Genomic DNA, 26,084 nt, shown 5'->3' on the forward strand with positions numbered 1-26,084 from the left:
GGGCCAGGGGCTCAGTTCCCCCGCTTCTCTCTAGAAAGGTGCGGACCGGCGTGGCCGACCGTCTCATCGTCCGTGGCGCTCGCGAGCACAACCTCAAGAACGTCTCGCTCGACCTCCCCCGCGACTCCCTCATCGTCTTCACCGGGCTCTCCGGGTCGGGCAAGTCGTCGCTCGCGTTCGACACGATCTTCGCCGAGGGCCAGCGGCGCTACGTGGAGTCGCTCTCCTCGTACGCCCGGCAGTTCCTCGGCCAGATGGACAAGCCGGACGTCGACTTCATCGAGGGCCTGTCGCCCGCCGTCTCCATCGACCAGAAGTCGACCTCGCGCAACCCGCGCTCGACGGTCGGCACCATCACCGAGGTCTACGACTACCTCCGGCTGCTCTTCGCCCGGATCGGCAAGCCGCACTGCCCCGAGTGCCACCGCCCCATCTCCCGCCAGTCGCCGCAGGCCATCGTGGACAAGGTCCTCGGCCTGCCGGAGGGCAGCCGCTTCCAGGTGCTCTCGCCGCTGGTGCGCGAGCGCAAGGGCGAATTCGTGGACCTGTTCTCCGACCTCCAGACCAAGGGCTACAGCCGTGCCCGGGTGGACGGCGCCACGATCCAGCTCTCCGAGCCCCCCACGCTCAAGAAGCAGGAGAAGCACACCATCGAGGTCGTCATCGACCGCCTCACCGTGAAGGACAGCGCCAAGCGCCGGCTGACGGACTCCGTCGAGACCGCGCTCGGCCTCTCCGGCGGCATGGTCGTGCTCGACTTCGTGGACCTCCCCGAGGACGACCCCGAGCGCGAGCGGATGTACTCGGAGCACCTCTACTGCCCGTACGACGACCTCTCCTTCGAGGAGCTGGAGCCGCGCTCCTTCTCCTTCAACTCCCCGTTCGGCGCCTGCCCCGACTGCACCGGCATCGGTACGCGCATGGAGGTCGACCCGGAGCTGATCGTCCCGGACGAGGAGAAGTCCCTGGACGAGGGCGCCATCCACCCCTGGTCCCACGGCCACACCAAGGAGTACTTCGGCCGCCAGATCAACGCACTGGCCGAAGCCCTCGGCTTCCGTACGGACATCCCCTGGGCCGGACTGCCGCAGCGCGCCAAGAAGGCCCTGCTGCACGGCCACAAGATCCAGACCGAGGTCCGCTACCGCAACCGGTACGGGCGCGAGCGCGCCTACACCACCCCGTCCTTCGAGGGCGCCGTCCAGTTCGTCAAGCGGCGGCACTCCGAGGCCGAGAGCGATTCCAGCCGGGAGCGCTTCGAGGGGTACATGCGCGAGGTCCCCTGCCCGACCTGTGAGGGCACCCGGCTGAAGCCGATCGTCCTCGCGGTCACGGTGATGGAGAAGTCCATCGCCGAGGTCTCCGCGATGTCCATCAGCGAGTGCGCCGAATTCCTCGGCCGCCTCAAGCTGAACGCCCGCGACAAGAAGATCGCCGAGCGGGTCCTCAAGGAGGTCAACGAGCGGCTGAGGTTCCTCGTCGACGTCGGCCTGGACTACCTCTCGCTGAACCGCGCCGCGGGCACCCTGTCCGGCGGCGAGGCCCAGCGCATCCGGCTCGCCACGCAGATCGGCTCCGGCCTGGTCGGCGTGCTCTACGTGCTGGACGAGCCCTCCATCGGCCTGCACCAGCGCGACAACCACCGGCTGATCGAGACCCTGGTCCGCCTCCGCGACATGGGCAACACGCTCATCGTCGTGGAGCACGACGAGGACACCATCAAGGTCGCCGACTGGGTGGTCGACATCGGCCCCGGCGCGGGCGAGCACGGCGGCAAGGTCGTCCACTCCGGCTCCCTCAAGGAGCTCCTGGCCAACGACAAGTCGGTCACCGGGCAGTATCTGACCGGCAAGAAGTCGATTCCCGTGCCCGACGTGCGGCGGCCCGTGGACCCCTCGCGGCTGCTCACGGTGCACGGCGCCCGGGAGAACAACCTCCGGGACATCGACGTCTCCTTCCCGCTCGGCGTGCTGACCGCCGTCACCGGCGTCTCGGGCTCCGGCAAGTCGACGCTGGTCAACGACATCCTCTACACCCACCTGGCCCGCGAGCTGAACGGCGCCAAGTCCGTGCCCGGCCGGCACACCCGGGTCGACGGGGACGACCTGGTCGACAAGGTGGTGCACGTCGACCAGTCGCCCATCGGCCGTACGCCCCGGTCCAACCCGGCCACGTATACCGGCGTCTTCGACCACGTCCGCAAGCTGTTCGCGGAGACGATGGAGGCCAAGGTCCGCGGCTATCTGCCGGGCCGGTTCTCCTTCAACGTCAAGGGCGGGCGCTGCGAGAACTGCTCCGGCGACGGCACGATCAAGATCGAGATGAACTTCCTGCCCGACGTGTACGTCCCGTGCGAGGTCTGCCACGGAGCGCGCTACAACCGGGAGACCCTGGAGGTCCACTACAAGGGCAAGTCCATCGCCGAAGTGCTGGACATGCCGATCGAGGAGGGCCTGGAGTTCTTCGAGGCCGTCCCCACGATCGCCCGTCATCTGCGCACGCTCAACGAGGTCGGTCTCGGTTACGTCCGGCTCGGCCAGTCCGCGCCGACGCTCTCCGGCGGTGAGGCGCAGCGGGTCAAGCTCGCCAGCGAGCTCCAGAAGCGCTCCACCGGCCGCACGGTCTACGTCCTGGACGAGCCGACCACCGGTCTGCACTTCGAGGACATCTCCAAGCTGATCAAGGTGCTCTCCGGCCTGGTCGACAAGGGGAACTCGGTGATCGTCATCGAGCACAACCTCGACGTCATCAAGACCGCCGACTGGGTCGTGGACATGGGCCCCGAGGGCGGCAGCGGCGGCGGTCTGGTCATCGCCGAGGGCACCCCGGAGTACGTCGCGGGCGTCCCCGCCAGCCACACCGGGAAGTTCCTCCAGGACATCCTGGACGCCGACCGGGTCAGCGAGGCCGCCGTCCCGGCAGCGCGCAAGCCCGCCGGGAGGAAGGCCGCGAAGTCCGCCCCGGCCGCGAAGAAGACGGCGTCGGCCAGGACCGCGACGGCCAAGACGGCGACGAAGGCTGCCGCCAAGAAGCCCGCCGCCAAGAAGACGGCCCGGGCCCGCAAGGCCTGACGCCGGCGACCTGCCGTACGAGGTGGCGGCCCCTCCGCGGGGGCCGCCACCTCGTCGCGTTCCCCGCCCCGACGAGCCACGACCGGCCCCCGCGCGGGAGCGTCCGTCTCCGCCGGTATCGTCGGTTACGTCACCGATGCCGCGGCCGCCCCGGGCAGCCCCGGCACGGTTCCCCGATCTGACCGCCCGACCCGTGGAGACCGCATGTCCGGCCAGCCCGCCGCCCGCCGCACCGTGCTGAAGGGCGCCGCTCTCGCGGGCGTCGCCGGGCTGGGAGCCGCCGCCTGCTCGACCGACTCGAAGCTCGGCCACGCCCAGACGCCGACCCCCACCGCCCCCGTCGAGCTCGGCACGCCCGACGAGATCCCCGTCGGCGAGTCCAAGCTCTACCGCGACCAGCGCGTCGTCGTCACCTGCCCGGCCAAGGGGGAGTTCAAGGCGTTCAGCGCCCAGTGCACCCACGCCGGCTGCCTGCTGGACAAGGTCGAGAAGAACGAGGGCCACTGCCCCTGCCACGGCAGCCGCTTCGACACCACGACCGGCAAGGCCGTCCAGGGCCCCGCGACCGTGCCGCTGCCCGCCGTTCCGGTCCGCGTCGAGGGCGGAAAGCTGATCGCGGGCCCCGACGCCTGAACCACCCGGCCCCCGCGGCCGCCCTACTCCCAGTCCCAGTCGATCCCCACCAGCCCCGGCCGGACCCCCTGCTCCACCAGATGCACGGTCCGGTGCCGGCCGGTCAGCGTGAGCTCCGCCCGCGCTCCCCGGGGCGCACCGGCCGACGCCTGGGCGAAGCTCCGGCACCGTACCGGCAGCGCCTCCTCCGCGAAGCCGACCTGGAGCACGTACTGCCCGCCGCCGAAGGTGAAGCCGCGCATGTACTCGCCGCACGGCCCGCCCGTGCCGTCCTCGAAGCCGTAGCCGAAGAGGTACGTGTCGCCCGCCCGCAACCGGGTGTCGAACAGCAGCTCGGCGACCAGCACCCCCGTCTCCCGGTCCCAGCGGACCCGGCCCGTCCGGCAGTTCTCCCGGGCGCGGACCGTCACCCGCGCCGGATCGCATCCAGGGTCCCCCACGTACACCGCGAGATAGCGGTCGATGCCGTCCCGGTGGGCGCGCACCACGTGCTGGGAGGTCCGCCGCAGCATCTCGCGCCCCGGGCCGATCCGTACCCGTTCCTGGTGGCCCACCGTGTGCAGCCCGCCGTCCGCGGGTGACTCCAGCTCCGCGAGCAGCCGCTCCACGGCCCCGGACGTCTCCACCAGTGAGCGGTACGTGCGCGCGGGCGGGCGCTCCGTGTCCGGGCGGGGCTCCTCGGCGTCCAGGAGGCCGAGGAGCGAGTTCGCCGGCAGGGCGAGGACCTCCTCCAGGGCCTTCACGGCGCGCAGCGACTCCGGACGCTGCGGGCGGCGGGCGCCCTGCTGCCAGTAACTCAGGCTGGTCACGCCGAGCTTGATCCCCCTGTGCGCCAGATGGTGCCGGACCCGCTGGAGCGGCAGCCCGCGCACCGACAGCGCCGTGCGCAGGGCCAGGTGGAACGGTCCGGTGTGCAGCACCTGCGCCAGTTCGGCCTCGGTGTGCCGCATGGGTCCTCCAGGTGAACGTTCACGCCGGCCGGGCACGGGGCCGCGCCGACGGGTGCCGGTCCGCAGGTGGTCGGGGGCGCGCGTTCACACCTCGGCCCCGGGCGTTCACACCGCGGTGTTCACCCGCATTCAAGCGTGTTGACCCGTCCCCGACAACGGTTGATGCTCCTCCACAGCGTCCGGACGCGCTCCTCACAACCCCCACCCCCCGCCCCGGGAGGAACGCCATGCGCAACCCAGGTCCCAGGCCGGCCCGGCTGTCGGTGACAGCCCTGCTGGCCGCCCTGCTGCTCGCCGTCCCCACGGCGACCGCCACCGCCGCCGACCAGCACCGCACCGCCACCGCGACCGCCCGGATCGCCGCCGACCGGACCGCGTCCGCCCCGACGGCCGCCCTCGCCGCCACCAGGCGGCTGAACATCACGATGCAGGCCCAGCAGAAGACCAACTGGTGCTGGGCCGCGTCCGGCAACACCATCGCCACCTGGTACGGCCGCAATTACAGCCAGAACCAGTTCTGCAACGCGGCCTTCGGCCGCGCCCAGGGCTACGAGTGCCCCAACTCGCAGGCCGCCCTCGACAACGTGCAGAACGCCCTGTACTGGGCGGGCATCAACCCCGGCTCGTACGTCAGCGGCTGGCTGCGCTACCCCACCGTGCAGACCGAGATAGCCGCCGGACGCCCGGTCGAGACCCGCATCCAGTGGTCGTCGGGCGGCGGCCACATGCACGTCCTCTACGGCTACGACGACGCCAACAGCCTCGTCTACTGGGGCGACCCCTGGCCCTCCAGCAACCGCTACAACTGGGCGTCGCACGCCTGGTACGTGAACAACAGCGAGTTCTCCTGGACCCACTCGCTCTACCGGATCGGGGCGTGACGCCATGACCACCACCAGCCCCCGGCCCGTCCGCCGCACCCTCGCGGCCGCCCTCGCCGCCGCCGGTGTCCTCGCCGGCACGGCCCTCCTCACCGCCGCCCCGCAGGCCGCGGCCGCCGACGGCCCCCAGGCCGGCCCCGCCGCCCTGGCCGCGGCCCACGAGGCGGCCACCGACGCCACCACCCTCGACACCCTGTCCCGGTTCTTCGCCCGCGAGGGCGCCGTCACCGAGAAGGCCGCCGCACCCCGGATCCAGGGCGAGGCGGTGCCCGTGCGCACCCTGTCCGCCGCGTTCGTCGCGGGCGAGCCGGGCGCTCCCGTCGCCTCCCTCGACTACCTGGCCAGCACCGCCGTCTCCTCGGACGGGCAGAAGGCGTCGCTCTGGACGCTCCCGGAACCCGGCAAGGACGGCGGGATGCGGGTGGTGAACATCGCCACCGGCGACGACGAGGCCCGCTACGCCGCGGCCGGTGCCCGCAAGCTGCCCGGCGGCACGGTCTTCCACGAGCCCCAGATCGACGCCTGGTACGTGCAGAAGGGGAACAAGGTCCTCCCGCTCGACCGGGACGCCGTGCGGGCGGTCGGCAAGCAGGGCACGACGCTCTCCGCCTACCGCACCCGGGTCCACGCCGCCTACGCGGACAAGCTCCCCGGCTCCGCGTACGCCCGCAAGGGCGAGGCCGGCGGCTACGGGCCCGAGGCGAAGAAGGGGACCGGCCCCGCCATCGCCGCCTCCGCCACCACCACCGGGACCGCCCTGACCGCCGGCTCCACCGCGGCCGCCGGGGGCGCCGTCGTCGTCCTCGCCCTGTGCGGCGTCACCGCCCTGCGCCTCAGGAGCCGCCGCAAGGCCGGGTGACCCGCCAGGCCCCATGACCCCGCGCTCCGGGACAGGTGCTCCCCACCCCTGTCCCGGGGCGCGGCGCCGTCCGGGCACCCCGCGCTGTCACTGCCCGCAAGTAGGGTGGGGAGCATGGCAGACCCCTCCAGCTACCGCCCCAAGCCGGGACAGATCCCCGACTCCCCGGGGGTCTACAAATTCCGCGACGAACACCGCCGGGTGATCTACGTCGGGAAGGCCAAGAGCCTGCGCCAGCGCCTGGCCAACTACTTCCAGGACCTCTCCGGCCTCCACCCGCGCACGCGCACGATGGTGACCACGGCCGCCTCCGTGGAGTGGACGGTCGTCGCCACCGAGGTCGAGGCGCTTCAGCTGGAGTACTCCTGGATCAAGGAGTTCGACCCCCGGTTCAACGTCAAGTACCGCGACGACAAGAGCTATCCCTACCTGGCCGTCACGCTCAACGAGGAGTTCCCCCGCGTCCAGGTGATGCGCGGAGCCAAGAAGAAGGGCGTGCGCTACTTCGGCCCGTATGGGCACGCCTGGGCGATCCGCGAGACGGTCGACCTGATGCTCCGCGTCTTCCCCGTCCGCACCTGTTCCGCCGGTGTCTTCAAGAACGCGGCCCGGACCGGCCGCCCCTGCCTCCTCGGCTACATCGGCAAGTGCTCGGCCCCCTGCGTCGGCCGTGTCACCCCCGAGGAACACCGCGAACTTGCCGACGACTTCTGCGACTTCATGGCCGGCCGCACCGGCACGTACATCCGCCGCCTGGAGAAGGACATGATGGCGGCCGCCGAGGAGATGGAGTACGAGCGGGCCGCACGGCTGCGCGACGACGTCGAGGCGCTCAAGCGCGCGATGGAGAAGAGCGCCGTCGTCCTCGCCGACGCCACCGACGCCGACCTCATCGCCGTCGCCGAGGACGAGCTGGAGGCCGCCGTCCAGATCTTCCACGTGCGCGGCGGCCGGGTCCGCGGCCAGCGCGGCTGGGTCACCGACAAGGTGGAGAACGTCGACACCTCCGGCCTCGTGGAGCACGCCCTCCAGCAGCTGTACGGGGAGGAGAGCGGCGACGCCGTCCCCAAGGAGGTCCTGGTCCCCGCCCTGCCCGAGGACCCGGCGGCGGTCTCCCAGTGGCTCGCGGACCGGCGCGGCTCCCAGGTCAGCCTGCGCATCCCGCAGCGCGGCGACAAGAAGGACCTGATGGTCACCGTCCAGCGCAACGCCCAGCAGGCCCTCGGACTGCACAAGACCAAGCGCGCGTCCGACCTCACCACCCGCTCCCGGGCCCTGGAGGAGATCGCCGGAGCCCTGGACCTGGACACCGCCCCGCTGCGCATTGAGTGCTTCGACATCTCCCACCTCCAGGGCGACGACGTCGTCGCGTCCATGGTGGTCTTCGAGGACGGCCTCGCCCGCAAGGGGGAGTACCGCCGCTTCCAGATCAAGGGCTTCGAGGGCCAGGACGACGTCCGCTCGATGCACGAGGTGATCAGCCGCCGCTTCCGCCGCTACCTCCAGGAGAAGGAGCGCACGGGGGAGTGGGAGGAGACCCCGGCCGCCACGGGCCCGGTCCCGGCTCCCGGCCCCGCCGACGGGACCGCACCCGCCGCCGACGAGTCCCGCGAGGACGACGGCCGCCCCAAGCGGTTCGCCTACCCGCCGCAGCTCCTCGTCGTGGACGGCGGGCAGCCGCAGGTCGCCGCCGCCAAGCGGGCCCTGGACGAGCTCGGCATTGACGACATCGCGGTCTGCGGCCTCGCCAAGCGCCTCGAAGAGGTCTGGCTGCCCGATGACGACGACCCGGTGGTCCTGCCCCGCTCCAGCGAGGGCCTCTATCTCCTCCAGCGCATCCGCGACGAGGCGCACCGCTTCGCCATCACCTATCAGCGCGCCAAGCGGGCCAAGCGCATCCGCGCCAGTCCGCTGGACGCCGTCCCCGGCCTCGGGGACACCCGGAAACAGGCCCTGATCAAGCATTTCGGCTCCGTCAAGAAGCTGCGGCAGGCGACAATCGAAGAGATCTGCGAGGTTCCCGGGATAGGCCGCAGGACAGCGGAGTCCGTGGCCGTCGCCCTCGCGGCGGCCGCCCCGGCCGCACCCGCCGTGAACACGGCCACAGGAGAGATCATGGAAGAGGACGACGGGGGCAGCACGAGATGACCGAGCGCGAACATGAACACGTGCACGACCGCACGGACCGAGCAGACGGAGCAGCACACGTGAGTACGGGCACCCCGACCGAGACGGGCGACGCCGCGGCGGCCATCCCGGAGCTGGTGATCATCTCCGGCATGTCCGGCGCCGGGCGCAGCACAGCGGCCAAGTGTCTGGAGGACCTCGGCTGGTTCGTCGTGGACAACCTGCCGCCCGCGCTGATCCCCACCATGGTGGAGCTCGGCGCCCGCTCGCAGGGCAACGTGGCCCGGATCGCCGTCGTGGTCGACGTGCGGGGCCGCCGCTTCTTCGACAACCTGCGCGAATCCCTCGCCGACCTGGACGCCAAGGGCGTCACCCGCCGGGTGGTCTTCCTGGAGTCCTCCGACGACGCGCTGGTCCGCCGCTTCGAGTCGGTCCGCCGCCCCCACCCGCTCCAGGGCGACGGCCGCATCGTGGACGGCATCGCCGCCGAGCGCGACCTGCTGCGCGAGCTGCGCGGCGACGCCGACCTGGTGATCGACACCTCCAGCCTCAACGTCCACGAGCTGCGCGCCAAGATGGACGCCCAGTTCGCCGGCGACGAGGAGCCGGAGCTGCGCGCCACGGTGATGTCCTTCGGCTTCAAGTACGGCCTGCCGGTCGACGCCGACCTGGTGGTCGACTGCCGCTTCCTGCCCAATCCGCACTGGGTGCCGGAGCTGCGCCCCTTCACCGGGCTCAACGAGGAGGTCTCCTCGTACGTCTTCGACCAGCCCGGCGCCAAGGAGTTCCTCAACCAGTACACCGAACTGCTCCAGCTCGTCGCCGCGGGCTACCGTCGCGAGGGCAAGCGCTATGTGACCATCGCGGTGGGCTGCACGGGCGGCAAGCACCGCTCGGTGGCCATGTCCGAGAAGCTGGCGGCCCGGCTCGCCACGGAGGGGATCGAGACCGTGCTCGTACACAGGGACATGGGGCGCGAGTGACCAGTCGCAATCTGCGCCTGCGCCGGCTGCGGGGCACGGCGCCCGCACTCTCCGTGCGCAAGCGCGGCGCCCAGCCCAAGGTCGTCGCCCTCGGCGGCGGCCGGGGCCTCTCGGCCTCCCTCACCGCGCTGCGCCGGATCACCGGCGACCTGACCGCCGTGGTCACCGTCGCCGACGACGGCGGCTCCAGCGGTCGGCTGCGCGAGGAGCTGGGCGTCCTTCCCCCCGGCGACCTGCGCAAGGCGCTGGCCGCCCTGTGCGGCGACGACGAGTGGGGCCAGACCTGGGCGCAGGTCATCCAGCACCGCTTCCAGTCCAAGGGCGACCTGCACGAGCACGCGGTCGGCAATCTGCTGATCGTGGCCCTCTGGGAGCAGCTGGGCGACCACGTCCAGGCCCTGGACCTGGTCGGCAAGCTTCTGGGCGCGCACGGCCGGGTGCTGCCCATGTCCGCCGTGCCGCTGGAGCTCCAGGCCCTCGTCAAGGGCCACGACCCGGACCGCCCGGAGGACGTGGACACCGTGCGCGGCCAGGCCACCGTCGCCCTCACCCCGGGCGAGGTGCAGTCCGTGCACCTGGTCCCGGCCGACCCGCCGGCCGTGCCCGAGGCGGTCGCCGCCGTCCGGGACGCGGACTGGGTGGTCCTCGGCCCGGGCTCCTGGTTCTCCTCGGTCATCCCGCACCTGCTCGTCCCCGAACTGCTGGACGCGCTGATCGAGACGAAGGCCCGCAAGGTCCTCTCGTTGAATCTCGCACCGCAGCCCGGCGAAACAGAAGGCTTCTCACCGCAGCGTCATTTGGAGGTTTTGGGACGACACGCCCCTAAACTCGCCCTGGACGTGGTGCTGGCCGACGAGGCCGCCGTGCCCGACCGCGAGTCCCTCGCCGACGCAGCCAAACGGCTCGGTGCCGCGGTCGAGCTGGCGCCCGTGGCCTCACCCGACGGCGTTCCGATCCATGATCCGGAGCTGTTGGCCGCCGCGTACGACCGTATTTTTCGGATGCATGGAAGGATCGGCCCATGGCGATGACGCCGGCGGTGAAGGACGAAGTCTCCCGGCTTCCCGTGACCCGGACCTGCTGCAGGAAGGCAGAGGTCTCGGCGATTCTCCGGTTCGCGGGCGGCCTCCACCTGGTGAGCGGCCGGATCGTGATCGAGGCGGAGCTGGACACCGCGATGGCGGCGCGCCGGCTCAAGCGCGACATCCTGGAGATCTTCGGGCACAGCTCGGAGCTCATCGTGATGGCCCCCGGCGGGCTGCGGCGCGGCTCGCGCTACGTCGTACGGGTGGTGGCGGGCGGCGACCAGCTGGCGCGCCAGACCGGCCTGGTCGACGGCCGGGGCCGCCCCATCCGCGGCCTCCCCCCGCAGGTGGTCTCGGGGGCCACCTGCGACGCCGAGGCCGCCTGGCGCGGGGCGTTCCTGGCGCACGGCTCGCTCACCGAGCCGGGCCGCTCCTCCTCGCTGGAGGTGACCTGCCCGGGTCCGGAGGCCGCGCTCGCCCTGGTCGGCGCCGCCCGCCGGCTCTCCATCGCGGCCAAGGCCCGCGAGGTGCGCGGCGTGGACCGGGTCGTCGTCCGCGACGGCGACGCGATCGGCGCCCTGCTCACCCGGCTCGGCGCCCATGAGTCGGTGCTGGCCTGGGAGGAGCGCCGGATGCGCCGCGAGGTCCGGGCCACCGCCAACCGCCTCGCCAACTTCGACGACGCGAACCTGCGCCGCTCCGCCCGGGCCGCGGTCGCCGCCGGCGCCCGGGTCGGGCGCGCCCTGGAGATCCTGGGCGAGGAGGTCCCGGAGCACCTGGCGGCCGCCGGGCGGCTGCGCATGGAGCACAAGCAGGCGTCCCTGGAGGAGCTGGGCGCCCTCGCCGACCCGCCGCTGACCAAGGACGCGGTCGCGGGCCGCATCCGCCGGCTCCTCGCGATGGCCGACAAGCGCGCCCAGGACCTGGGCATCCCCGGCACGGAATCCACTCTCAGCGAAGAGCTGGCCGACGGCCTGGTCGGCTGAGCCGTACCGGCGGTACGCGCCCCGCGAGGGGAACGCCCCGCCGACCCGCGGCCGTTGACGCTGCGTAACCGCCGCGGAGGCTGCCGCGCGGCGCCTGGGGGCCCGTATTCCTACTGGGGAGTACGGGCCTTCCGCGTTCTTACGGCGCCGCTCGATGTCACCCCGGCGGCTCCGGAGAGGTAGGGTCGGAGGCGGTCGGGGACATCCCATACAACTCGCCGGCGTCGAAAACCGGCGTACCTAACGAGGAGATCGGTTCGTGACGATCCGCGTAGGCATCAACGGCTTTGGCCGCATCGGTCGTAACTACTTCCGCGCGCTGCTGGAGCAGGGTGCGGACATCGAGATCGTGGCTGTCAACGACCTGGGTGACACCGCGACCACGGCCCACCTGCTGAAGTACGACACCATCCTGGGTCGCCTCAAGGCAGAGGTCAGCCACACCGCCGACACCATCACCGTCGACGGCCACACCATCAAGGTGCTCTCCGAGCGCAACCCGGCCGACATCCCCTGGGGTGAGCTGGGCGTCGACATCGTCATCGAGTCGACCGGCATCTTCACCAAGAAGGCCGACGCCGAGAAGCACATCGCCGGTGGCGCGAAGAAGGTCCTCATCTCGGCTCCGGCCAAGGACGAGGACATCACCATCGTGATGGGCGTCAACCAGGACAAGTACGACGCGGCCAACCACCACGTCATCTCCAACGCGTCCTGCACGACCAACTGTGTCGCCCCGATGGCCAAGGTTCTGGACGAGAACTTCGGCATCGTCAAGGGCCTCATGACGACGGTCCACGCGTACACCAACGACCAGCGCATCCTGGACTTCCCGCACTCGGACCTGCGCCGCGCCCGCGCCGCCGCCGAGAACATCATCCCGACCACGACGGGCGCCGCCAAGGCGACCGCCCTGGTCCTGCCGCAGCTCAAGGGCAAGCTCGACGGCATCGCCATGCGCGTCCCGGTCCCGACCGGCTCGGCCACCGACCTGGTCGTGACCCTCCAGCGCGAGGTCACCAAGGACGAGGTCAACGCCGCGTTCAAGAAGGCCGCCGACGACGGCGACCTCAAGGGCATCCTGTACTACACCGAGGACCCGATCGTGTCCTCGGACATCGTCAGCGACCCGGCGTCCTGCACCTTCGACTCCTCCCTGACGATGGTCCAGGAGGGGAACACGGTGAAGATCCTCGGCTGGTACGACAACGAGTGGGGCTACTCCAACCGTCTCGTGGACCTCACCGTCTTCGTCGGCGGCCAGCTCTGAGCACCGCCGCACCGGCAGGCATCTCGATGTGAGCACGGGGCTCGAACAGCGCGACGCTGCGCTGTTCGAGCCCCCTCGCATGCTCACTCGTCCTCCAAGGAGTCCAGACAGATGAAGACGATCGACGCACTTCTCGCCGAAGGGGTCGCCGGCAAGCGGGTATTCGTCCGCGCCGACCTCAACGTGCCGCTGAGCGGCACCACCATCACCGACGACGGCCGCATCCGCGCCGTGGCCCCGACCGTCCAGAAGCTGGCCGAGGCCGGCGCCCGGGTCGTCGTCGCCTCGCACCTGGGCCGCCCCAAGGGCGCCCCGGACCCGGCGTTCTCGCTGGCCCCCGCCGCCACCCGGCTCGGCGAACTGCTCGGCGCCGACGTGGCGTTCGCGACGGACACGGTCGGCGAGTCCGCCCGCGCCACCGTCGCCGCGCTCGCCGACGGCCAGGTCGCGGTCATCGAGAACCTCCGCTTCAACCCCGGCGAGACCTCCAAGGACGACGCCGAGCGCGGCGCCTTCGCGGACCAGCTCGCCGAGCTCGCCGACCTGTACGTGGGCGACGGCTTCGGCGCCGTCCACCGCAAGCACGCCTCGGTCTTCGACCTCCCGGCCCGCCTCCCGCACGCCGCCGGCGACCTCATCGCCACCGAGGTCGGCGTCCTGAAGAAGCTCACCGAGGACGTCCAGCGCCCCTACGCGGTGGTCCTCGGCGGCGCCAAGGTCTCCGACAAGCTGGGCGTCATCGACCACCTGCTGGAGCGCGCCGACCGCATCCTCATCGGCGGCGGCATGGCGTACACCTTCCTCAAGGCCCAGGGCCACGAGGTCGGCAGCTCGCTGCTCCAGGAGGACCAGATCCCGGCGGTCCAGGAGTACCTGCGGCGCGCCGAGGCGAAGGGCGTGGAGTTCGTGCTCCCCGTCGACGTCGTCGTCGCGCCCGCCTTCCCGGACCTGAAGACCAAGGCCCCGGCCCACCCGGACACCGTCCCCGCCGACGCCATGCCGGCCGGGCAGATGGGCCTGGACAACGGCCCGGAGACCAACAAGCTTTACGCATCGAAGCTCGCCGACGCGGCCACCGTCTTCTGGAACGGCCCGATGGGCGTCTTCGAGCACCCCGACTTCGCCGAGGGCACCCGGGCCGTCGCCCAGGCCCTCGTCGACTCCTCGGGCTTCAGCGTGGTCGGCGGTGGCGACTCCGCCGCCGCGGTCCGCATCCTGGGCTTCGACGAGAACGCGTTCGGACACATCTCGACCGGTGGCGGTGCCAGCCTCGAATACCTCGAGGGCAAGACGCTTCCCGGCCTCGCCGCTCTGGAGGACTGACCTTTCATGACCACCCGCACCCCGCTGATGGCGGGCAACTGGAAGATGAACCTCAACCACCTCGAGGCCATCGCACACGTCCAGAAGCTCGCCTTCGCCCTGGCCGACAAGGACTACGACGCCGTAGAGGTCGCCGTCCTGCCGCCCTTCACCGACCTGCGCTCCGTGCAGACGCTGGTCGACGGCGACAAGCTGAAGATCAAGTACGGCGCCCAGGACATCTCGGCGCACGACTCCGGCGCGTACACCGGTGAGATCTCCGGCCCCATGCTCGCCAAGCTGAAGTGCACCTTCGTCGCCATCGGCCACAGCGAGCGCCGCCAGTACCACGGCGAGACCGACGAGGTCTGCAACGCCAAGGTGAAGGCCGCGTACAAGCACGGCCTGACGCCGATCCTCTGCGTCGGGGAGGGCCTGGACGTCCGCAAGGCCGGGGACCAGGTCGCGTACACCCTCGCTCAGCTCGACGGCGCCCTGAAGGACATCCCGGCCGAGCAGGCCGAGTCCATCGTGGTCGCCTACGAGCCGGTCTGGGCCATCGGCACCGGCGAGGTCGCCACCCCGGAGGACGCGCAGGAGGTCTGCGGTGCGATCCGCGTCCGCCTCGCCGAGCTGTACTCGCAGGAGCTGGCCGACGCGGTCCGCATCCAGTACGGCGGCTCGGTGAAGTCCGGCAACGTGGCCGCGATCATGGCCCAGCCCGACGTCGACGGCGCCCTGATCGGCGGCGCGGCGCTCGACGCGGACGAGTTCGTCAAGATCGTCCGCTTCCGCGACCAGTGAGTATGCGGTAGCGCGGATCCGTCGTACCCTTGCGGGGGCCGGGGAGGGCGACCTCCCGGCCCCCGTTGTTCGCACACGCAGTCGGTATTTCCGGAAAGTAGGGACCAGCCGTGATTCTGGGGTTCGAGATCGCCCTGATCGTCTTCAGCCTGCTGCTGATGCTGCTGGTGCTGATGCACAAGGGCAAGGGCGGCGGTCTCTCCGACATGTTCGGTGGCGGCATGCAGTCCTCCGTCGGCGGCTCCTCGGTCGCCGAGCGCAACCTCGACCGCATCACCGTCGTGGTCGGTCTGGCCTGGTTCGCGTGCATCGTGGTGCTTGGTCTGCTCATCAAGCTGGACAACTGACCCGCGGTACGCGTTTCCCGGTGACGGTGTAACTCCTTTCACTGGACGCGCGTTGGGCCTTACGTAGACTGGGGCATCTTCGAGCACCATCACGCAGGGAGTTACGACCGTGGCAAGTGGCAACGCGATCCGGGGAAGCCGGGTCGGGGCGGGGCCGATGGGGGAGGCCGAGCGCGGCGAGTCCGCGCCACGGCTCCGCATCTCCTTCTGGTGCTCGAACGGGCACGAGACGCAGCCCAGCTTCGCCCATGACGCGCAGGTACCGGACACCTGGGACTGTCCGCGCTGCGGTTTCCCGGCCGGCCAGGACCCGGAGAGCCCGCCCGACCCGCCGCGCACCGAACCGTACAAGACGCACCTCGCGTACGTACGGGAGCGCCGCAGCGACGCGGACGGCGAGGCCATCCTCGCCGAGGCGCTGGCGAAGCTCCGCGGCGAGATCTGAAGACGTTCACCGGCCGGACACCCCTGGGTGCCCGGCCGGAATGCTTGTGTCGTGCCGCAGCCTGCCGCTGTCACGTCCGGCCGCCTGATCAATTAGGTTGGAGGGGCAGCGGGGAACTGCGGTTACGAGAGAAGTGGGCTGATGTCCGGGATGAACGCAACTAGCCGTACCAGGCTCAACCAGACGCCGGAATGGGCGGCGCTGGGCAAGCACCGTGAGCAGCTCGGGCCGGTCGGTCTGCGCCGGCTGTTCGCGGACGACCCGGAGCGCGGCACCGGGTACACCCTGCGGGTCGGGGACCTGCACCTCGACTACTCCAAGCACCTCGTCACCGACGAGACGCTGACCCTCCTTCGCGAACTGGCGGCGGCCACCGACGTGTTCGGCCTGCGCGACGCCATGTTCCGCGGCGACAAGATCAACACCACCGAGGACCGGGCGGTCCTGCACACCGCCCTGCGCGCCCCGCGCGACGCCGTCATCGAGGTCGACGGCGAGAACGTGGTGCCGGCCGTGCACGCGGTGCTCGACAAGATGGCGGCCTTCTCCGACCGGATCAGGTCGGGGGAGTGGACCGGCCACACCGGCAAGCGCATCAAGAACATCGTCAACATCGGCATCGGCGGCTCGGACCTGGGCCCCGCCATGGCGTACGAGGTGCTGCGCTCCTTCACGGACCGCTCGCTCACCTTCCGCTTCGTCTCCAACGTGGACGGCGCCGACCTGCACGAGGCCGTTCGCGACCTCGACCCGGCCGAGACGCTGTTCATCATCGCCTCGAAGACCTTCACCACGATCGAGACGATCACCAACGCCACCTCCGCCCGCAACTGGCTCCTCACCGGCCTGAGGGCCGGTCAGGAGGCCGTCGCCAAGCACTTCGTGGCGCTGTCGACCAACGCGGAGAAGGTCGCGGACTTCGGCATCGACACGGCCAACATGTTCGAGTTCTGGGACTGGGTCGGCGGCCGCTACTCGTACGACTCGGCCATCGGGCTTTCGCTGATGATCGCCATCGGCCCGGACCGGTTCCGCGAGATGCTGGACGGCTTCCACCTCGTGGACGAGCACTTCCGCACCGCCCCGGCCGAGGAGAACGCCCCGCTGCTGCTCGGCCTGCTGGGCGTCTGGTACGGCGCGTTCTTCGACGCCCAGTCGCACGCGGTGCTGCCCTACAGCCACTACCTGTCCAAGTTCACCGCCTACCTCCAGCAGCTGGACATGGAGTCCAACGGCAAGTCCGTCGACCGCGACGGCAACCCCGTCGACTGGCAGACCGGACCGGTCGTCTGGGGCACCCCCGGCACCAACGGCCAGCACGCCTACTACCAGCTGATCCACCAGGGCACGAAGGTGATCCCGGCCGACTTCATCGGCTTCGCGCAGCCGGTCGAGGACCTGCTGCCCGGCCTGGTCGCCCAGCACGACCTGCTGATGGCCAACTTCTTCGCCCAGACCCAGGCCCTCGCCTTCGGCAAGACGCCCGACGAGGTGCGCGCCGAGGGCGTCCCCGAGGAGCTGGTGGCGCACAAGACGTTCCGGGGCAACCACCCCACGACGACGATCCTCGCCGACCGGCTCACCCCGTCCGTCCTCGGTCAGCTGATCGCGCTGTACGAGCACAAGGTCTTCGTCCAGGGCGCCATCTGGAACATCGACTCCTTCGACCAGTGGGGCGTCGAGCTCGGCAAGGTCCTCGCCAAGAAGATCGAGCCCGTCCTGACCGAGGGCAAGGGCGGCGAGCAGCTGGACAGCTCGACCGCCGCGCTCGTCTCCACCTACCGCGAGCTGCGGGGGCGCTGAGTCCGGCCCGAGGGGCCCCGCCGTTCCGGGCGGGGCCCCTCAGCCGTGCGTCGTGTCGATGACGCAGAAGCGGTTGCCCTCCGGGTCCGCCAGCACCACGAAGTCCGGGTCCTTGGGATACACAGCTCCCAGTCGACCTCCGCCGCGCCCAGCGCGAGCAGCCGGGCCACCTCGGCGTCCTGCTCCTCCGTGTACAGGTCGAGGTGGACCCGGGGCACCTCCTGCACCGGGGAATCGCTGCGGCCGAGGGCGAGCCCGGTGCCCGGCCCCTCGGCGGGGACCAGGACCACCCAGTCGTCGCCGGCCGGCTCCCGCTCCACGTAACCCAGGGCCGCCTTCCAGAAGGCCGCCGCCCGCGCCACGTCCGACGCGCCCATCACCACGGTTCCGATACGCATGGGGGCGAGCCTTTCACGTGTCGCCCCCGGAAACGCGCCGGGCCCGGCCCGCCCCGAAGGACGAACCGGGCCCGAGGGCAACCCCGCTGACCGCCGGTCAGGCGGAGGCCGGGGGGTACAGGGCGCGCGGCAGGCGGGAGGCCGCCGCCGCGTCCAGCAGCCACAGCGTGCGGGCTCGGCCGTACGCGCCGGCCGCCGGAGCCTGGATCTCGCCGGCCCCGGACAGGGCGATGGCGACCGCCTCCGCCTTGTCCTCGCCCGCGGCCAGCAGCCACACCTCGCGCGCCGCCCGGATGGCGGGCAGCGTCAGGGAGACCCGGACCGGCGGCGGCTTGGGGGCGCCGTGCACACCGACGACGGTGCGTTCGGTCTCGCGCACCCCGGGCAGTTCCGGGAAGAGCGAGGCGACGTGCGTGTCCGGGCCGACGCCCAGCATCAGCACGTCGAACTCCGGCACCGGGCCGTGGTCCTGCGGGGCCGCGGCGGCGGCCAGCTCGGCCGCGTACCCGGCGGCCGCGGCGTCGGCGTCCGGGCCGTAGGGGCCGTCCGACGCCGGCATCACGTGCACCCGCGAGGGGTCCAGGGGCACGGCGTCCAGCAGGGCCTCGCGGGCCTGCGTGACGTTGCGCTCCGGGTCGCCCTCCGGCAGGAACCGCTCGTCGCCCCACCACAGGTCCAGCCGTGACCAGTCCACCGCGTCCCGGGCGGGCGCGGCGGCGAGCGCGGCCAGGAGGCCGTTGCCGTTGCGTCCGCCGGTGAGCACCACCGAGGCGTCGCCGCGCGCGGCCTGGGCGTCCACGATCTTCGTGATCAGCCGGGCCGCGGCGGCCTGCGCCATCAGCTCCTTGTCGCGGTGCACGACGAGCTGCGGGACTCCGGTCACTTGGCCGCCGCCTTCTTCGCCGGGGCGGCCTTCTTCGCGGCGGGGGCCTTGTCCGAGGCCGGGGCGGGGGCCTTGGCGGGCTCGCCCGGACCCGCCTTCTCCAGGCGGTCCACGCCGAACTTCACGGTCGACTCGTAGATGTTGTCCGGGTCGAGCCGCCGCAGCTCCTCCGCGAGGAGTTCCGCCGTCTCGCGCCGCTTGAGCGCCACCGCGCGGTCCGGCTGGCCCACCATGCAGAGCGTGGCGAGCGAGCCGTCGGCCCGGTCCAGGACGATGTCGCCGCTCTTGGTGACCATCCGGACGGCCGTGAGACCGGGGCCGCCGGACGTGGTGCGCTCCACCGGGACGCCGAGCCGGTCCGCGAGCCACATGGCCAGCAGCTCGCAGCTCGGGTTGTCCGCCTCGCCCTCGACCGTGGCCGAGACGACCTCGGCCGGCTGCTGGTCGAGCGCGGCGGCCAGCATCGAACGCCACGGCGTGATGCGCGTCCACGCCAGGTCCGTGTCACCGGGCCGGTACGTGGCGGCGCGCACCCCCAGCTCCTCCAGCGGGTGCTCGGCCGAGTAGGTGTCGGTGATCCGGCGCTGGGCCAGCGCGCCGAGGGCGTCCTTCGCCGGGTCGGCGGGGGAGTCCTGCGGCCACCACACCACCACCGGGGCGTCCGGCAGCAGCAGGGGCAGCACGACCGACTGGGCGTGGTTGGCCAGCTCGCCGTGGAGCCGCAGCACCACGGTCTCGCCGGAGCCCGAGTCGGAACCGACCCGGATCTCGGCGTCGAGACGCGCGTCGCGGCGGGTGCGCGGCGAACGGCTGAGCCGCTTGATGACGGCGATGATCCGCGAGGGGTGCTCCCGCGAGGAGTCGCTCGCCGCCTTCAGCGCGTCGTAGGCGTTCTCCTCGTCGGTGACGATGACGAGGGTGAGGACCATCCCGATCGCCGGGGCGCCGACGGCGCGCCGGGCCGAGATGAGCGCCTGGTTGATCTTGCTGGACGTGGTTTCGGTGAGATCGATCTTCATGGCCGGCGCCAGCTCCGTCCGTCGCGTGCGAGCATCTCGTCCGCCTCGGCCGGACCCCAGGTGCCGGCCGGGTACTGGGCGGGCTTGCCGTGCGTGTCCCAGTACTCCTCGATCGGGTCGAGGATGTTCCAGGAGAGCTCGACCTCCTGGTGGCGCGGGAAGAGGTTGGCGTCGCCGAGCAGGACATCGAGGATGAGCCGCTCGTACGCCTCCGGGCTGGACTCGGTGAAGGACTCGCCGTACGCGAAGTCCATCGTGACGTCCCGGACCTCCATCGAGGTGCCGGGCACCTTGGAGCCGAACCGCACCGTGACGCCCTCGTCCGGCTGCACCCGGATGACCAGGGCGTTGCCGCCCAGCTCCTCGGTGGCGCCGGACTCGAACGGCAGGTAGGGGGCGCGCTTGAAGACGACCGCGATCTCCGTGACCCGGCGGCCGAGCCGCTTGCCGGTGCGCAGATAGAACGGCACGCCCGCCCAGCGGCGGTTGTTGATCGTCAGCTTGATCGCGGCGAAGGTGTCGGTCTTCGACTTGGGGTCGATGCCGTCCTCCTCCAGATAGCCGACGGCCTCCTCGCCGCCCTGCCAGGCGTGCGTGTACTGGCCGCGCACGGTGTGCTTGCCCAGGTCCTCGGGCAGCTCCACCGCCGTGAGCACCTTGAGCTTCTCGGCGACCAGGGCCTTCGGGTGGAAGGAGCCGGGCTCCTCCATCGCGGTCAGCGCGAGCAGCTGGAGCAGGTGGTTCTGGATGACGTCGCGGGCGGCGCCGATGCCGTCGTAGTAGCCGGCCCGGCCGCCGATGCCGATGTCCTCGGCCATCGTGATCTGCACGTGGTCGACGTAACTGCGGTTCCAGATCGGCTCGAACATCGTGTTGGCGAAGCGGAGCGCCAGGATGTTCTGGACGGTCTCCTTGCCGAGGTAGTGGTCGATCCGGAAGACCTCGTTCGGCGGGAAGACGTCGTGCACGATCTGGTTGAGCTCCTGCGCGCTCTTCAGGTCGTGGCCGAACGGCTTCTCGATGACGGCGCGGCGCCAGCTGCCTTCCTTCTGGTCGGCCAGCCCGTGCTTCTTGAGCTGCTGGACGACCTTGGGGAAGAACTTCGGCGGGACGGACAGGTAGAAGGCGAAGTTGCCGCCCGTGCCCTGTGCCTTGTCCAGCTCCTCGATCGTGGCCCTCAGGGTCTCGAAGGCCACGTCGTCGTCGAAGTTGCCCTGCACGAAGCGCATGCCCTGGCTGAGCTGCTGCCAGACCTCTTCGCGGAAGGGGGTACGGGAATGCTCCTTGACGGCGTCGTGGACGACCTGGGCGAAGTCCTCGTCCTCCCAGTCGCGGCGCGCGAAACCGATGAGCGAGAAGCCTGGCGGCAGCAGGCCGCGGTTGGCCAGGTCGTAGACGGCGGGCATCAGCTTTTTACGGGACAAATCGCCCGTGACGCCAAAGATGACCAGGCCCGACGGCCCCGCGATGCGCGGGAGCCGTCGGTCCTGGGCGTCACGGAGCGGGTTGGCTCCGGGAACACCAGACAAAGTGGTCAGCCCTTCGAGGGAGCGAGGCGCTGCAGCTCCGCCTCGGTCGACTTGAGCAGGTCGTTCCAGGCCGTCTCGAACTTCTCGACGCCCTCGTCCTCCAGCACCTGCACGACGTCGTCGTAGTCGACGCCGAGCTTCTTGATCGTGTCGAGGTCGGCGCGGGCCTGGTCGTACGCACCGGCGACGGTGTTGCCGGTGATCTCTCCGTGGTCCGCCACCGCTTCCAGAGTCGCCTCCGGCATGGTGTTGACCGTGTTCGGCGCGACGAGGTCCACCACGTACAGGGTGTCCTTGAGGGCCGGGTCCTTCACGCCGGTCGAGGCCCACAGCGGACGCTGCTTGTTGGCGTGCGCCTTGTCCAGGGCGGCCCAGCGCTCACCGGCGAAGACCTCCTCGTACGCCTCGTAGGCGAGACGGGCGTTGGCCAGGGCGGACTTGCCCTTCGCGGCCTTGGCCTCGTCCCCGCCGATGGCGTCCAGGCGCTTGTCGATCTCGGTGTCCACGCGGGACACGAAGAAGGACGCCACCGAGTGGATCTTGGAGAGGTCCAGGCCCGCGGCCTTCGCCTTCTCCAGGCCCGCCAGGTAGGCGTCCATGACCGCGCGGTAGCGCTCCAGCGAGAAGATCAGCGTGACGTTGACGCTGATGCCCCGGCCGATCGTCTCGGTGATCGCGGGCAGGCCCGCCTTGGTCGCCGGGATCTTGATCAGCGTGTTCGGGCGGTCCACCAGCCAGGCCAGCTGCTTGGCCTCGGCGACCGTGGCCGTGGTGTCGTGCGCCAGGCGCGGGTCGACCTCGATGGAGACCCGGCCGTCCTGGCCGTCCGTCGCGTCGAAGACCGGGCGCAGGATGTCGGCCGCGTCCCGGACGTCCGCGGTGGTGATCATGCGGATCGCTTCCTCGACGGTCACCTTGCGGGCCGCGAGGTCGGCGAGCTGCTGGTCGTAGCCGTCGCCCTGCGAGATGGCCTTCTGGAAGATCGAGGGGTTGGTCGTGACCCCCACGACGTGGCTCTCGTCGATGAGCTCGGCGAGGTTGCCCGAGGTGATCCGCTTGCGCGAGAGGTCGTCGAGCCAGATCGCCACGCCCTCGTCGGAGAGGCGCTTGAGTGCGTCTGTCATGAGAAATGCATCTCCTACTAGTCGTATACCGGTCAGCGCGTGGCGGCGGCGAGGGATTCCCGGGCGGCGGCGGCGACGTTCTCGCCGGTGAAGCCGAACTCGCGGAAGAGGACCTTCGCGTCCGCCGACGCGCCGAAGTGCTCCAGCGAGACGATCCGGCCGGCGTCTCCCACGTACCGGTACCAGGTCAGGGCGATGCCCGCCTCGACGGCCACGCGTGCCTTGACCGACGGCGGCAGGACGGAGTCCTTGTAACCCTGTTCCTGCTCCTCGAACCACTCGACACACGGCATCGAGACCACGCGGGTCGGAATTCCGGCCGCCTGGAGCTCCTCGCGCGCCTCGACGGCGAGCTGGACCTCGGAGCCCGTGCCGATCAGCACGACCTGCGGGGAGCCGCCCTCGGCCTCGAAGAGCACGTAGCCGCCCTTGGCCGCGTCCTCGTTCGCCTCGTACGTCGGCACGCCCTGGCGGGTCAGCGCCAGGCCGTGCGGGGCGCCCTTGCCGAACACCTTGGTGTAGCGGCGCAGGATCTCGCGCCAGGCGATGGCGGTCTCGTTGGCGTCGGCCGGGCGCACGACGTTGAGGCCCGGGATGGCGCGCAGCGAGGCCAGGTGCTCGACCGGCTGGTGGGTCGGGCCGTCCTCGCCGAGGCCGATCGAGTCGTGCGTCCACACGTAGGTGACCGGCAGGTGCATCAGCGCGGACAGGCGCACGGCGTTGCGCATGTAGTCGGAGAACACCAGGAAGGTGCCGCCGTAGATGCGCGTGTTGCCGTGCAGCGCGATGCCGTTCATCGCGGCGGCCATGGCGTGCTCGCGGATGCCGAAGTGGATCGTGCGGCCGTACGGGTCGGCCTCCGGCAGGGGGTTGCCCGCGGGGAGGAACGACGACGTCTTGTCGATCGTGGTGTTGTTCGAACCGGCCAGGTCGGCGGAGCCGCCCCACAGCTCGGGGATGATCCCGCCGAGCGCCTGGAGCACCTTGCCGGACGCGGCGCGGGTGGCGACGCCCTTGCCCGTCTCGAAGACCGGCAGGCTGTCCTCCCAGCCCTTGGGCAGCTCGCCCGCGGCGATGCGGTCGAAGTCGGCGGCGCGCTCGGGGTTGGCGGCGCGCCAGGCGGCGAAGCCCTTCTCCCACTCGGCCTTCGCCTCGCGGCCCCGGTCCAGGGCGCGGCGGGTGTGCGCGATGACCTCGTCGGCGACCTCGAAGCTCTTCTCCGGGTCGAAGCCGAGCACCTTCTTGGTCGCGGCGACCTCGTCGTCGCCGAGTGCCGAGCCGTGCGACGCCTCGGTGTTCTGGGCGTGCGGGGCGGGCCAGGCGATGATCGAGCGGGCCGCGATGAACGACGGGCGCTCGGTCTCGGCCTTGGCGGCCAGCAGCGCGTTGTAGAGGCCCTCGGGGTCCAGGTCGCCGTTGGGCAGCTGGTCGACGCGCTGGACGTGCCAGCCGTACGCCTCGTAGCGCTTGACGGTGTCCTCGGAGACCGCGGTCTCCGTGTCGCCCTCGATGGAGATGTGGTTGTCGTCCCAGAGCAGGACCAGGTTGCCCAGCTTCTGGTGGCCGGCCAGCGACGACGCCTCGGCCGAGATGCCCTCCTGGAGGCAGCCGTCACCGGCGACGACCCACACCATGTGGTCGAAGGGGGAGGTGCCAGGGGCCGCCTCCGGGTCGAACAGGCCGCGCTCGTAGCGGGCGGCCATGGCCATGCCCACGGCGTTGGCGACGCCCTGGCCCAGCGGGCCGGTCGTCGTCTCGACCCCGGTGGTGTGGCCGTACTCCGGGTGCCCCGGGGTCTTGGAGCCCCAGGTGCGGAAGGACTTCAGGTCGTCCAGCTCCAGGCCGTAGCCGGCCAGGTAGAGCTGGATGTACAGGGTCAGGCTGCTGTGGCCCGCCGAGAGCACGAAGCGGTCGCGGCCGGTCCAGTCCGCGTCCGCCGGGTCGTGCCGCATCACCTTCTGGAAGATGGTGTACGCGGCGGGAGCCAGGCTCATCGCCGTGCCCGGGTGGCCGTTTCCGACTTTCTGTACGGCGTCCGCGGCGAGGACGCGGACGGTGTCCACGGCCCGCTGGTCCAATTCGGTCCACTGGAGGTCTGTGGTGGTCGGCTTGGTGCTCACCCTGAGTCAGGGCTCCTCTCCAACTGTTGTAGACCGGTGACTGTGACCGCACCGGATGCTGTCGAGCCTACCCCCGTCCGTACCCGTGTTTTCCGGCTCCTACCAGGGTGCGGGCGGCCCGTGGAATCCGCCTCCCGTATGAGCGGAAGGGCTCACCGATGGGCTTCTCCGATGAGCGCGGAGAGCCACTCCTGGGCGCTCCGAAGAGCGGCCCCGGGCGCGGTTGCGAGGGTCCCCGAAGCGGGTCGCGCGAACCCTCCGACACCAGTGCGTCACTCGTGCGTACGAGGCGGTCCCCGGCGACCGTCCGCGCCACATCAACACGACCCCACCCCCGCGAAGGGCGGCCTGTCCCCAACGTCTACAGTGGTCGGGTTCGCGCAAGTCTTTACTGGGCCCTCACGCCCGGAGCTTGCTGGGATTTCTCTGTCAGGGGTGTGCGTGACGGCCGTCGAGTCCCGACCCGCAGGGGTCGCCTTGACTCCGAGCCCAGGGGGCCAACGCCCATTCGGGGCCCGTGTCAAGGCATTCGTGGCACTGACCAAGCCTCGGATCATCGAGCTGTTGCTGATCACCACTGTTCCGGTGATGTTCCTGGCCGCTCAGGGTGTACCCGACCTGTGGCTCGTGCTCACTACCACCATCGGCGGCTATCTGTCCGCCGGCGGTGCCAATGCACTGAACATGTACATCGACCGCGACATCGACGCGCTGATGGACCGTACGTCGCAGCGCCCGCTGGTCACCGGCATGGTGAGCCCGCGCGAGTGCCTGGCGTTCGGCATCACCCTCGCGGTCGTCTCGACGGTCTGGTTCGGGCTGCTGGTCAACTGGCTGTCGGCGGCGCTGTCGCTGGGCGCCCTGCTCTTCTACGTCGTGATCTACACGATGCTGCTGAAGCGCCGCACCGCGCAGAACATCGTCTGGGGCGGCATCGCGGGCTGCATGCCGGTCCTCATCGGCTGGTCCGCCGTGACGAACGAGATGTCCTGGGCCGCGGTGATCCTCTTCGCCGTCATCTTCTTCTGGACGCCGCCGCACTACTGGCCGCTGTCGATGAAGGTGAAGGACGACTACGCGCGCGTCGGCGTCCCGATGCTCCCGGTCATCGCGTCCAACCGGGTGGTCGCCCGCCAGATCGTCGCCTACAGCTGGGTGATGGTCGCCGTCTCGCTGCTGCTCACCCCGCTGGGCTACACCGGCTGGTTCTACACGGCCGTGGCGCTGCTGACCGGCGGCTTCTGGCTCTGGGAGGCGCACGCGCTGCTCAACCGGGCCAAGGCCGGGGTGACGGGCGCGAAGCTCAAGGAGATGCGGCTGTTCCACTGGTCGATCACCTATGTGTCGCTGCTCTTCGTCGCCGTGGCGGTGGACCCCTTCCTGCGGTAGAACCCCTGCTCCGTCCGACGGGCGGGGGGGGGGGGGGCGGGCCCCCCCCCCCCCCCGCGGCGGGGTGTATAACCGCCCGGGGCGTGCTGTGGCTTGGCGTGTGGGGGGAGGGGGAGACCCACCCCGGGGTGGGGAG

General features: G+C 71.1%; 21 protein-coding genes and 1 pseudogene. 15 read left to right on the plus strand and 7 right to left on the minus strand.

The features are described 5' to 3' along the window. Positions 1-50 precede the first annotated feature (50 nt). Together uvrA and AB0L33_RS31270 are read left to right on the plus strand one after the other, a co-directional pair. Positions 51-3,071, plus strand: a complete 3,021-nt coding sequence (gene uvrA / locus AB0L33_RS31265) for an excinuclease ABC subunit UvrA (RefSeq protein ID WP_365686768.1) — start codon at positions 51-53, stop codon at positions 3,069-3,071. 204 nt (positions 3,072-3,275) lie between these two features. Next, complete coding sequence (locus AB0L33_RS31270; protein WP_365686769.1) at positions 3,276-3,704, plus strand: Rieske (2Fe-2S) protein; 429 nt, start codon at positions 3,276-3,278, stop codon at positions 3,702-3,704. A gap of 23 nt (positions 3,705-3,727) precedes the next feature. Here the strand turns inward: AB0L33_RS31270 and AB0L33_RS31275 are convergent, their stop codons facing one another. After that, positions 3,728-4,654 carry a hypothetical protein gene (locus AB0L33_RS31275; protein WP_365686771.1) on the minus strand — a complete coding sequence of 309 codons (927 nt, stop codon included), beginning with the start codon at positions 4,652-4,654 and terminating at the stop codon, positions 3,728-3,730. Between the two features lie 227 nt (positions 4,655-4,881). Between AB0L33_RS31275 and AB0L33_RS31280 the strand changes: the two genes are divergently transcribed. The 12 genes from AB0L33_RS31280 (at position 4,882) to pgi (ending at position 17,486) form a co-directional block, all read left to right on the plus strand. Further along, a complete protein-coding gene (locus AB0L33_RS31280) occupies positions 4,882-5,535 on the plus strand; it encodes a papain-like cysteine protease family protein (protein WP_365686772.1) in 654 nt (217 codons plus the stop codon). Positions 5,536-5,539: 4 nt separating this feature from the next. Beyond that, positions 5,540-6,394, plus strand: a complete 855-nt coding sequence (locus tag AB0L33_RS31285) for a hypothetical protein (RefSeq protein ID WP_365686773.1) — start codon at positions 5,540-5,542, stop codon at positions 6,392-6,394. A gap of 114 nt (positions 6,395-6,508) precedes the next feature. Continuing rightward, complete coding sequence (gene uvrC / locus AB0L33_RS31290; RefSeq protein WP_365686775.1) at positions 6,509-8,542, plus strand: excinuclease ABC subunit UvrC; 2,034 nt, start codon at positions 6,509-6,511, stop codon at positions 8,540-8,542. Further along, positions 8,539-9,504, plus strand: a complete 966-nt coding sequence (gene rapZ, locus AB0L33_RS31295; RefSeq protein WP_365686777.1) for an RNase adapter RapZ — start codon at positions 8,539-8,541, stop codon at positions 9,502-9,504. Before uvrC ends, rapZ begins: the two co-directional genes overlap by 4 nt. Beyond that, positions 9,501-10,535 (plus strand): uridine diphosphate-N-acetylglucosamine-binding protein YvcK, encoded by a 1,035-nt coding sequence (yvcK, locus tag AB0L33_RS31300; protein ID WP_365686779.1) that lies wholly within the window; start codon positions 9,501-9,503, stop codon positions 10,533-10,535. The genes rapZ and yvcK overlap by 4 nt, the downstream gene beginning before the upstream one ends. Then, on the plus strand, positions 10,526-11,515 hold the full coding sequence (gene whiA, locus AB0L33_RS31305) for a DNA-binding protein WhiA (protein ID WP_018104603.1): 990 nt from the start codon (positions 10,526-10,528) through the stop codon (positions 11,513-11,515). Before yvcK ends, whiA begins: the two co-directional genes overlap by 10 nt. Before the next feature lie 259 nt (positions 11,516-11,774). Further along, the gene (gap, locus tag AB0L33_RS31310) at positions 11,775-12,785 is read left to right on the plus strand and encodes a type I glyceraldehyde-3-phosphate dehydrogenase (protein WP_073968324.1); all 1,011 of its coding nucleotides are present in this window, start codon (positions 11,775-11,777) and stop codon (positions 12,783-12,785) included. A gap of 111 nt (positions 12,786-12,896) precedes the next feature. Next, positions 12,897-14,108 carry a phosphoglycerate kinase gene (locus tag AB0L33_RS31315; RefSeq protein WP_365686780.1) on the plus strand — a complete coding sequence of 404 codons (1,212 nt, stop codon included), beginning with the start codon at positions 12,897-12,899 and terminating at the stop codon, positions 14,106-14,108. A 6-nt stretch (positions 14,109-14,114) separates the two neighbouring features. Continuing rightward, entirely contained in the window at positions 14,115-14,891 is a 777-nt protein-coding gene (gene tpiA / locus AB0L33_RS31320; protein ID WP_365686782.1) for a triose-phosphate isomerase, read from the plus strand. Positions 14,892-15,001: 110 nt separating this feature from the next. Beyond that, positions 15,002-15,238 (plus strand): preprotein translocase subunit SecG, encoded by a 237-nt coding sequence (secG, locus tag AB0L33_RS31325; RefSeq protein WP_143618920.1) that lies wholly within the window; start codon positions 15,002-15,004, stop codon positions 15,236-15,238. A gap of 109 nt (positions 15,239-15,347) precedes the next feature. Further along, positions 15,348-15,683: an RNA polymerase-binding protein RbpA gene (locus AB0L33_RS31330; RefSeq protein WP_073864697.1), complete on the plus strand. Its 336-nt coding sequence runs from the start codon at positions 15,348-15,350 to the stop codon at positions 15,681-15,683. A gap of 150 nt (positions 15,684-15,833) precedes the next feature. Next, positions 15,834-17,486, plus strand: a complete 1,653-nt coding sequence (pgi, locus tag AB0L33_RS31335; RefSeq protein WP_365686784.1) for a glucose-6-phosphate isomerase — start codon at positions 15,834-15,836, stop codon at positions 17,484-17,486. A gap of 39 nt (positions 17,487-17,525) precedes the next feature. Here pgi and AB0L33_RS31340 read toward each other — a convergent pair. The 6 genes and pseudogenes from AB0L33_RS31340 to tkt form a co-directional block, all read right to left on the minus strand. Then, a pseudogene (locus tag AB0L33_RS31340) lies at positions 17,526-17,884 on the minus strand (VOC family protein). A 97-nt stretch (positions 17,885-17,981) separates the two neighbouring features. After that, entirely contained in the window at positions 17,982-18,767 is a 786-nt protein-coding gene (gene pgl, locus AB0L33_RS31345; protein ID WP_164401360.1) for a 6-phosphogluconolactonase, read from the minus strand. Continuing rightward, complete coding sequence (opcA, locus tag AB0L33_RS31350) at positions 18,764-19,786, minus strand: glucose-6-phosphate dehydrogenase assembly protein OpcA (RefSeq protein ID WP_365686786.1); 1,023 nt, start codon at positions 19,784-19,786, stop codon at positions 18,764-18,766. Before opcA ends, pgl begins: the two co-directional genes overlap by 4 nt. Next, positions 19,783-21,315, minus strand: a complete 1,533-nt coding sequence (gene zwf / locus AB0L33_RS31355; RefSeq protein ID WP_365686787.1) for a glucose-6-phosphate dehydrogenase — start codon at positions 21,313-21,315, stop codon at positions 19,783-19,785. The genes opcA and zwf overlap by 4 nt, the downstream gene beginning before the upstream one ends. A gap of 5 nt (positions 21,316-21,320) precedes the next feature. After that, entirely contained in the window at positions 21,321-22,439 is a 1,119-nt protein-coding gene (gene tal / locus AB0L33_RS31360; protein ID WP_365686788.1) for a transaldolase, read from the minus strand. A 32-nt stretch (positions 22,440-22,471) separates the two neighbouring features. Next, complete coding sequence (gene tkt / locus AB0L33_RS31365) at positions 22,472-24,559, minus strand: transketolase (protein ID WP_365686789.1); 2,088 nt, start codon at positions 24,557-24,559, stop codon at positions 22,472-22,474. Positions 24,560-24,994: 435 nt separating this feature from the next. Here tkt and AB0L33_RS31370 point away from each other — a divergent pair, with 435 nt between their 5' ends. Beyond that, positions 24,995-25,948: a heme o synthase gene (locus tag AB0L33_RS31370; protein WP_365686791.1), complete on the plus strand. Its 954-nt coding sequence runs from the start codon at positions 24,995-24,997 to the stop codon at positions 25,946-25,948. Positions 25,949-26,084: the final 136 nt, after the last annotated feature.

This window comes from Streptomyces sp. NPDC052299 (genome assembly GCF_040679335.1).
Taxonomy (GTDB): domain Bacteria; phylum Actinomycetota; class Actinomycetes; order Streptomycetales; family Streptomycetaceae; genus Streptomyces.

Bases quoted from the DNA above. Each gene is read 5' to 3' on its own strand.
- AB0L33_RS31275 (WP_365686771.1), bottom strand. From the start codon at position 4,654: ATGCGGCACACCGAGGCCGAACTGGCGCAGGTGCTGCACACCGGACCG.
- opcA (WP_365686786.1), bottom strand. From the start codon at position 19,786: ATGAAGATCGATCTCACCGAAACCACGTCCAGCAAGATCAACCAGGCG.
- rapZ (WP_365686777.1), top strand. From the start codon at position 8,539: ATGACCGAGCGCGAACATGAACACGTGCACGACCGCACGGACCGAGCA.
- tpiA (WP_365686782.1), top strand. From the start codon at position 14,115: ATGACCACCCGCACCCCGCTGATGGCGGGCAACTGGAAGATGAACCTC.
- uvrC (WP_365686775.1), top strand. From the start codon at position 6,509: ATGGCAGACCCCTCCAGCTACCGCCCCAAGCCGGGACAGATCCCCGAC.
- pgi (WP_365686784.1), top strand. From the start codon at position 15,834: ATGAACGCAACTAGCCGTACCAGGCTCAACCAGACGCCGGAATGGGCG.
- AB0L33_RS31315 (WP_365686780.1), top strand. From the start codon at position 12,897: ATGAAGACGATCGACGCACTTCTCGCCGAAGGGGTCGCCGGCAAGCGG.
- AB0L33_RS31270 (WP_365686769.1), top strand. From the start codon at position 3,276: ATGTCCGGCCAGCCCGCCGCCCGCCGCACCGTGCTGAAGGGCGCCGCT.
- whiA (WP_018104603.1), top strand. From the start codon at position 10,526: ATGGCGATGACGCCGGCGGTGAAGGACGAAGTCTCCCGGCTTCCCGTG.
- AB0L33_RS31285 (WP_365686773.1), top strand. From the start codon at position 5,540: ATGACCACCACCAGCCCCCGGCCCGTCCGCCGCACCCTCGCGGCCGCC.
- AB0L33_RS31280 (WP_365686772.1), top strand. From the start codon at position 4,882: ATGCGCAACCCAGGTCCCAGGCCGGCCCGGCTGTCGGTGACAGCCCTG.
- tal (WP_365686788.1), bottom strand. From the start codon at position 22,439: ATGACAGACGCACTCAAGCGCCTCTCCGACGAGGGCGTGGCGATCTGG.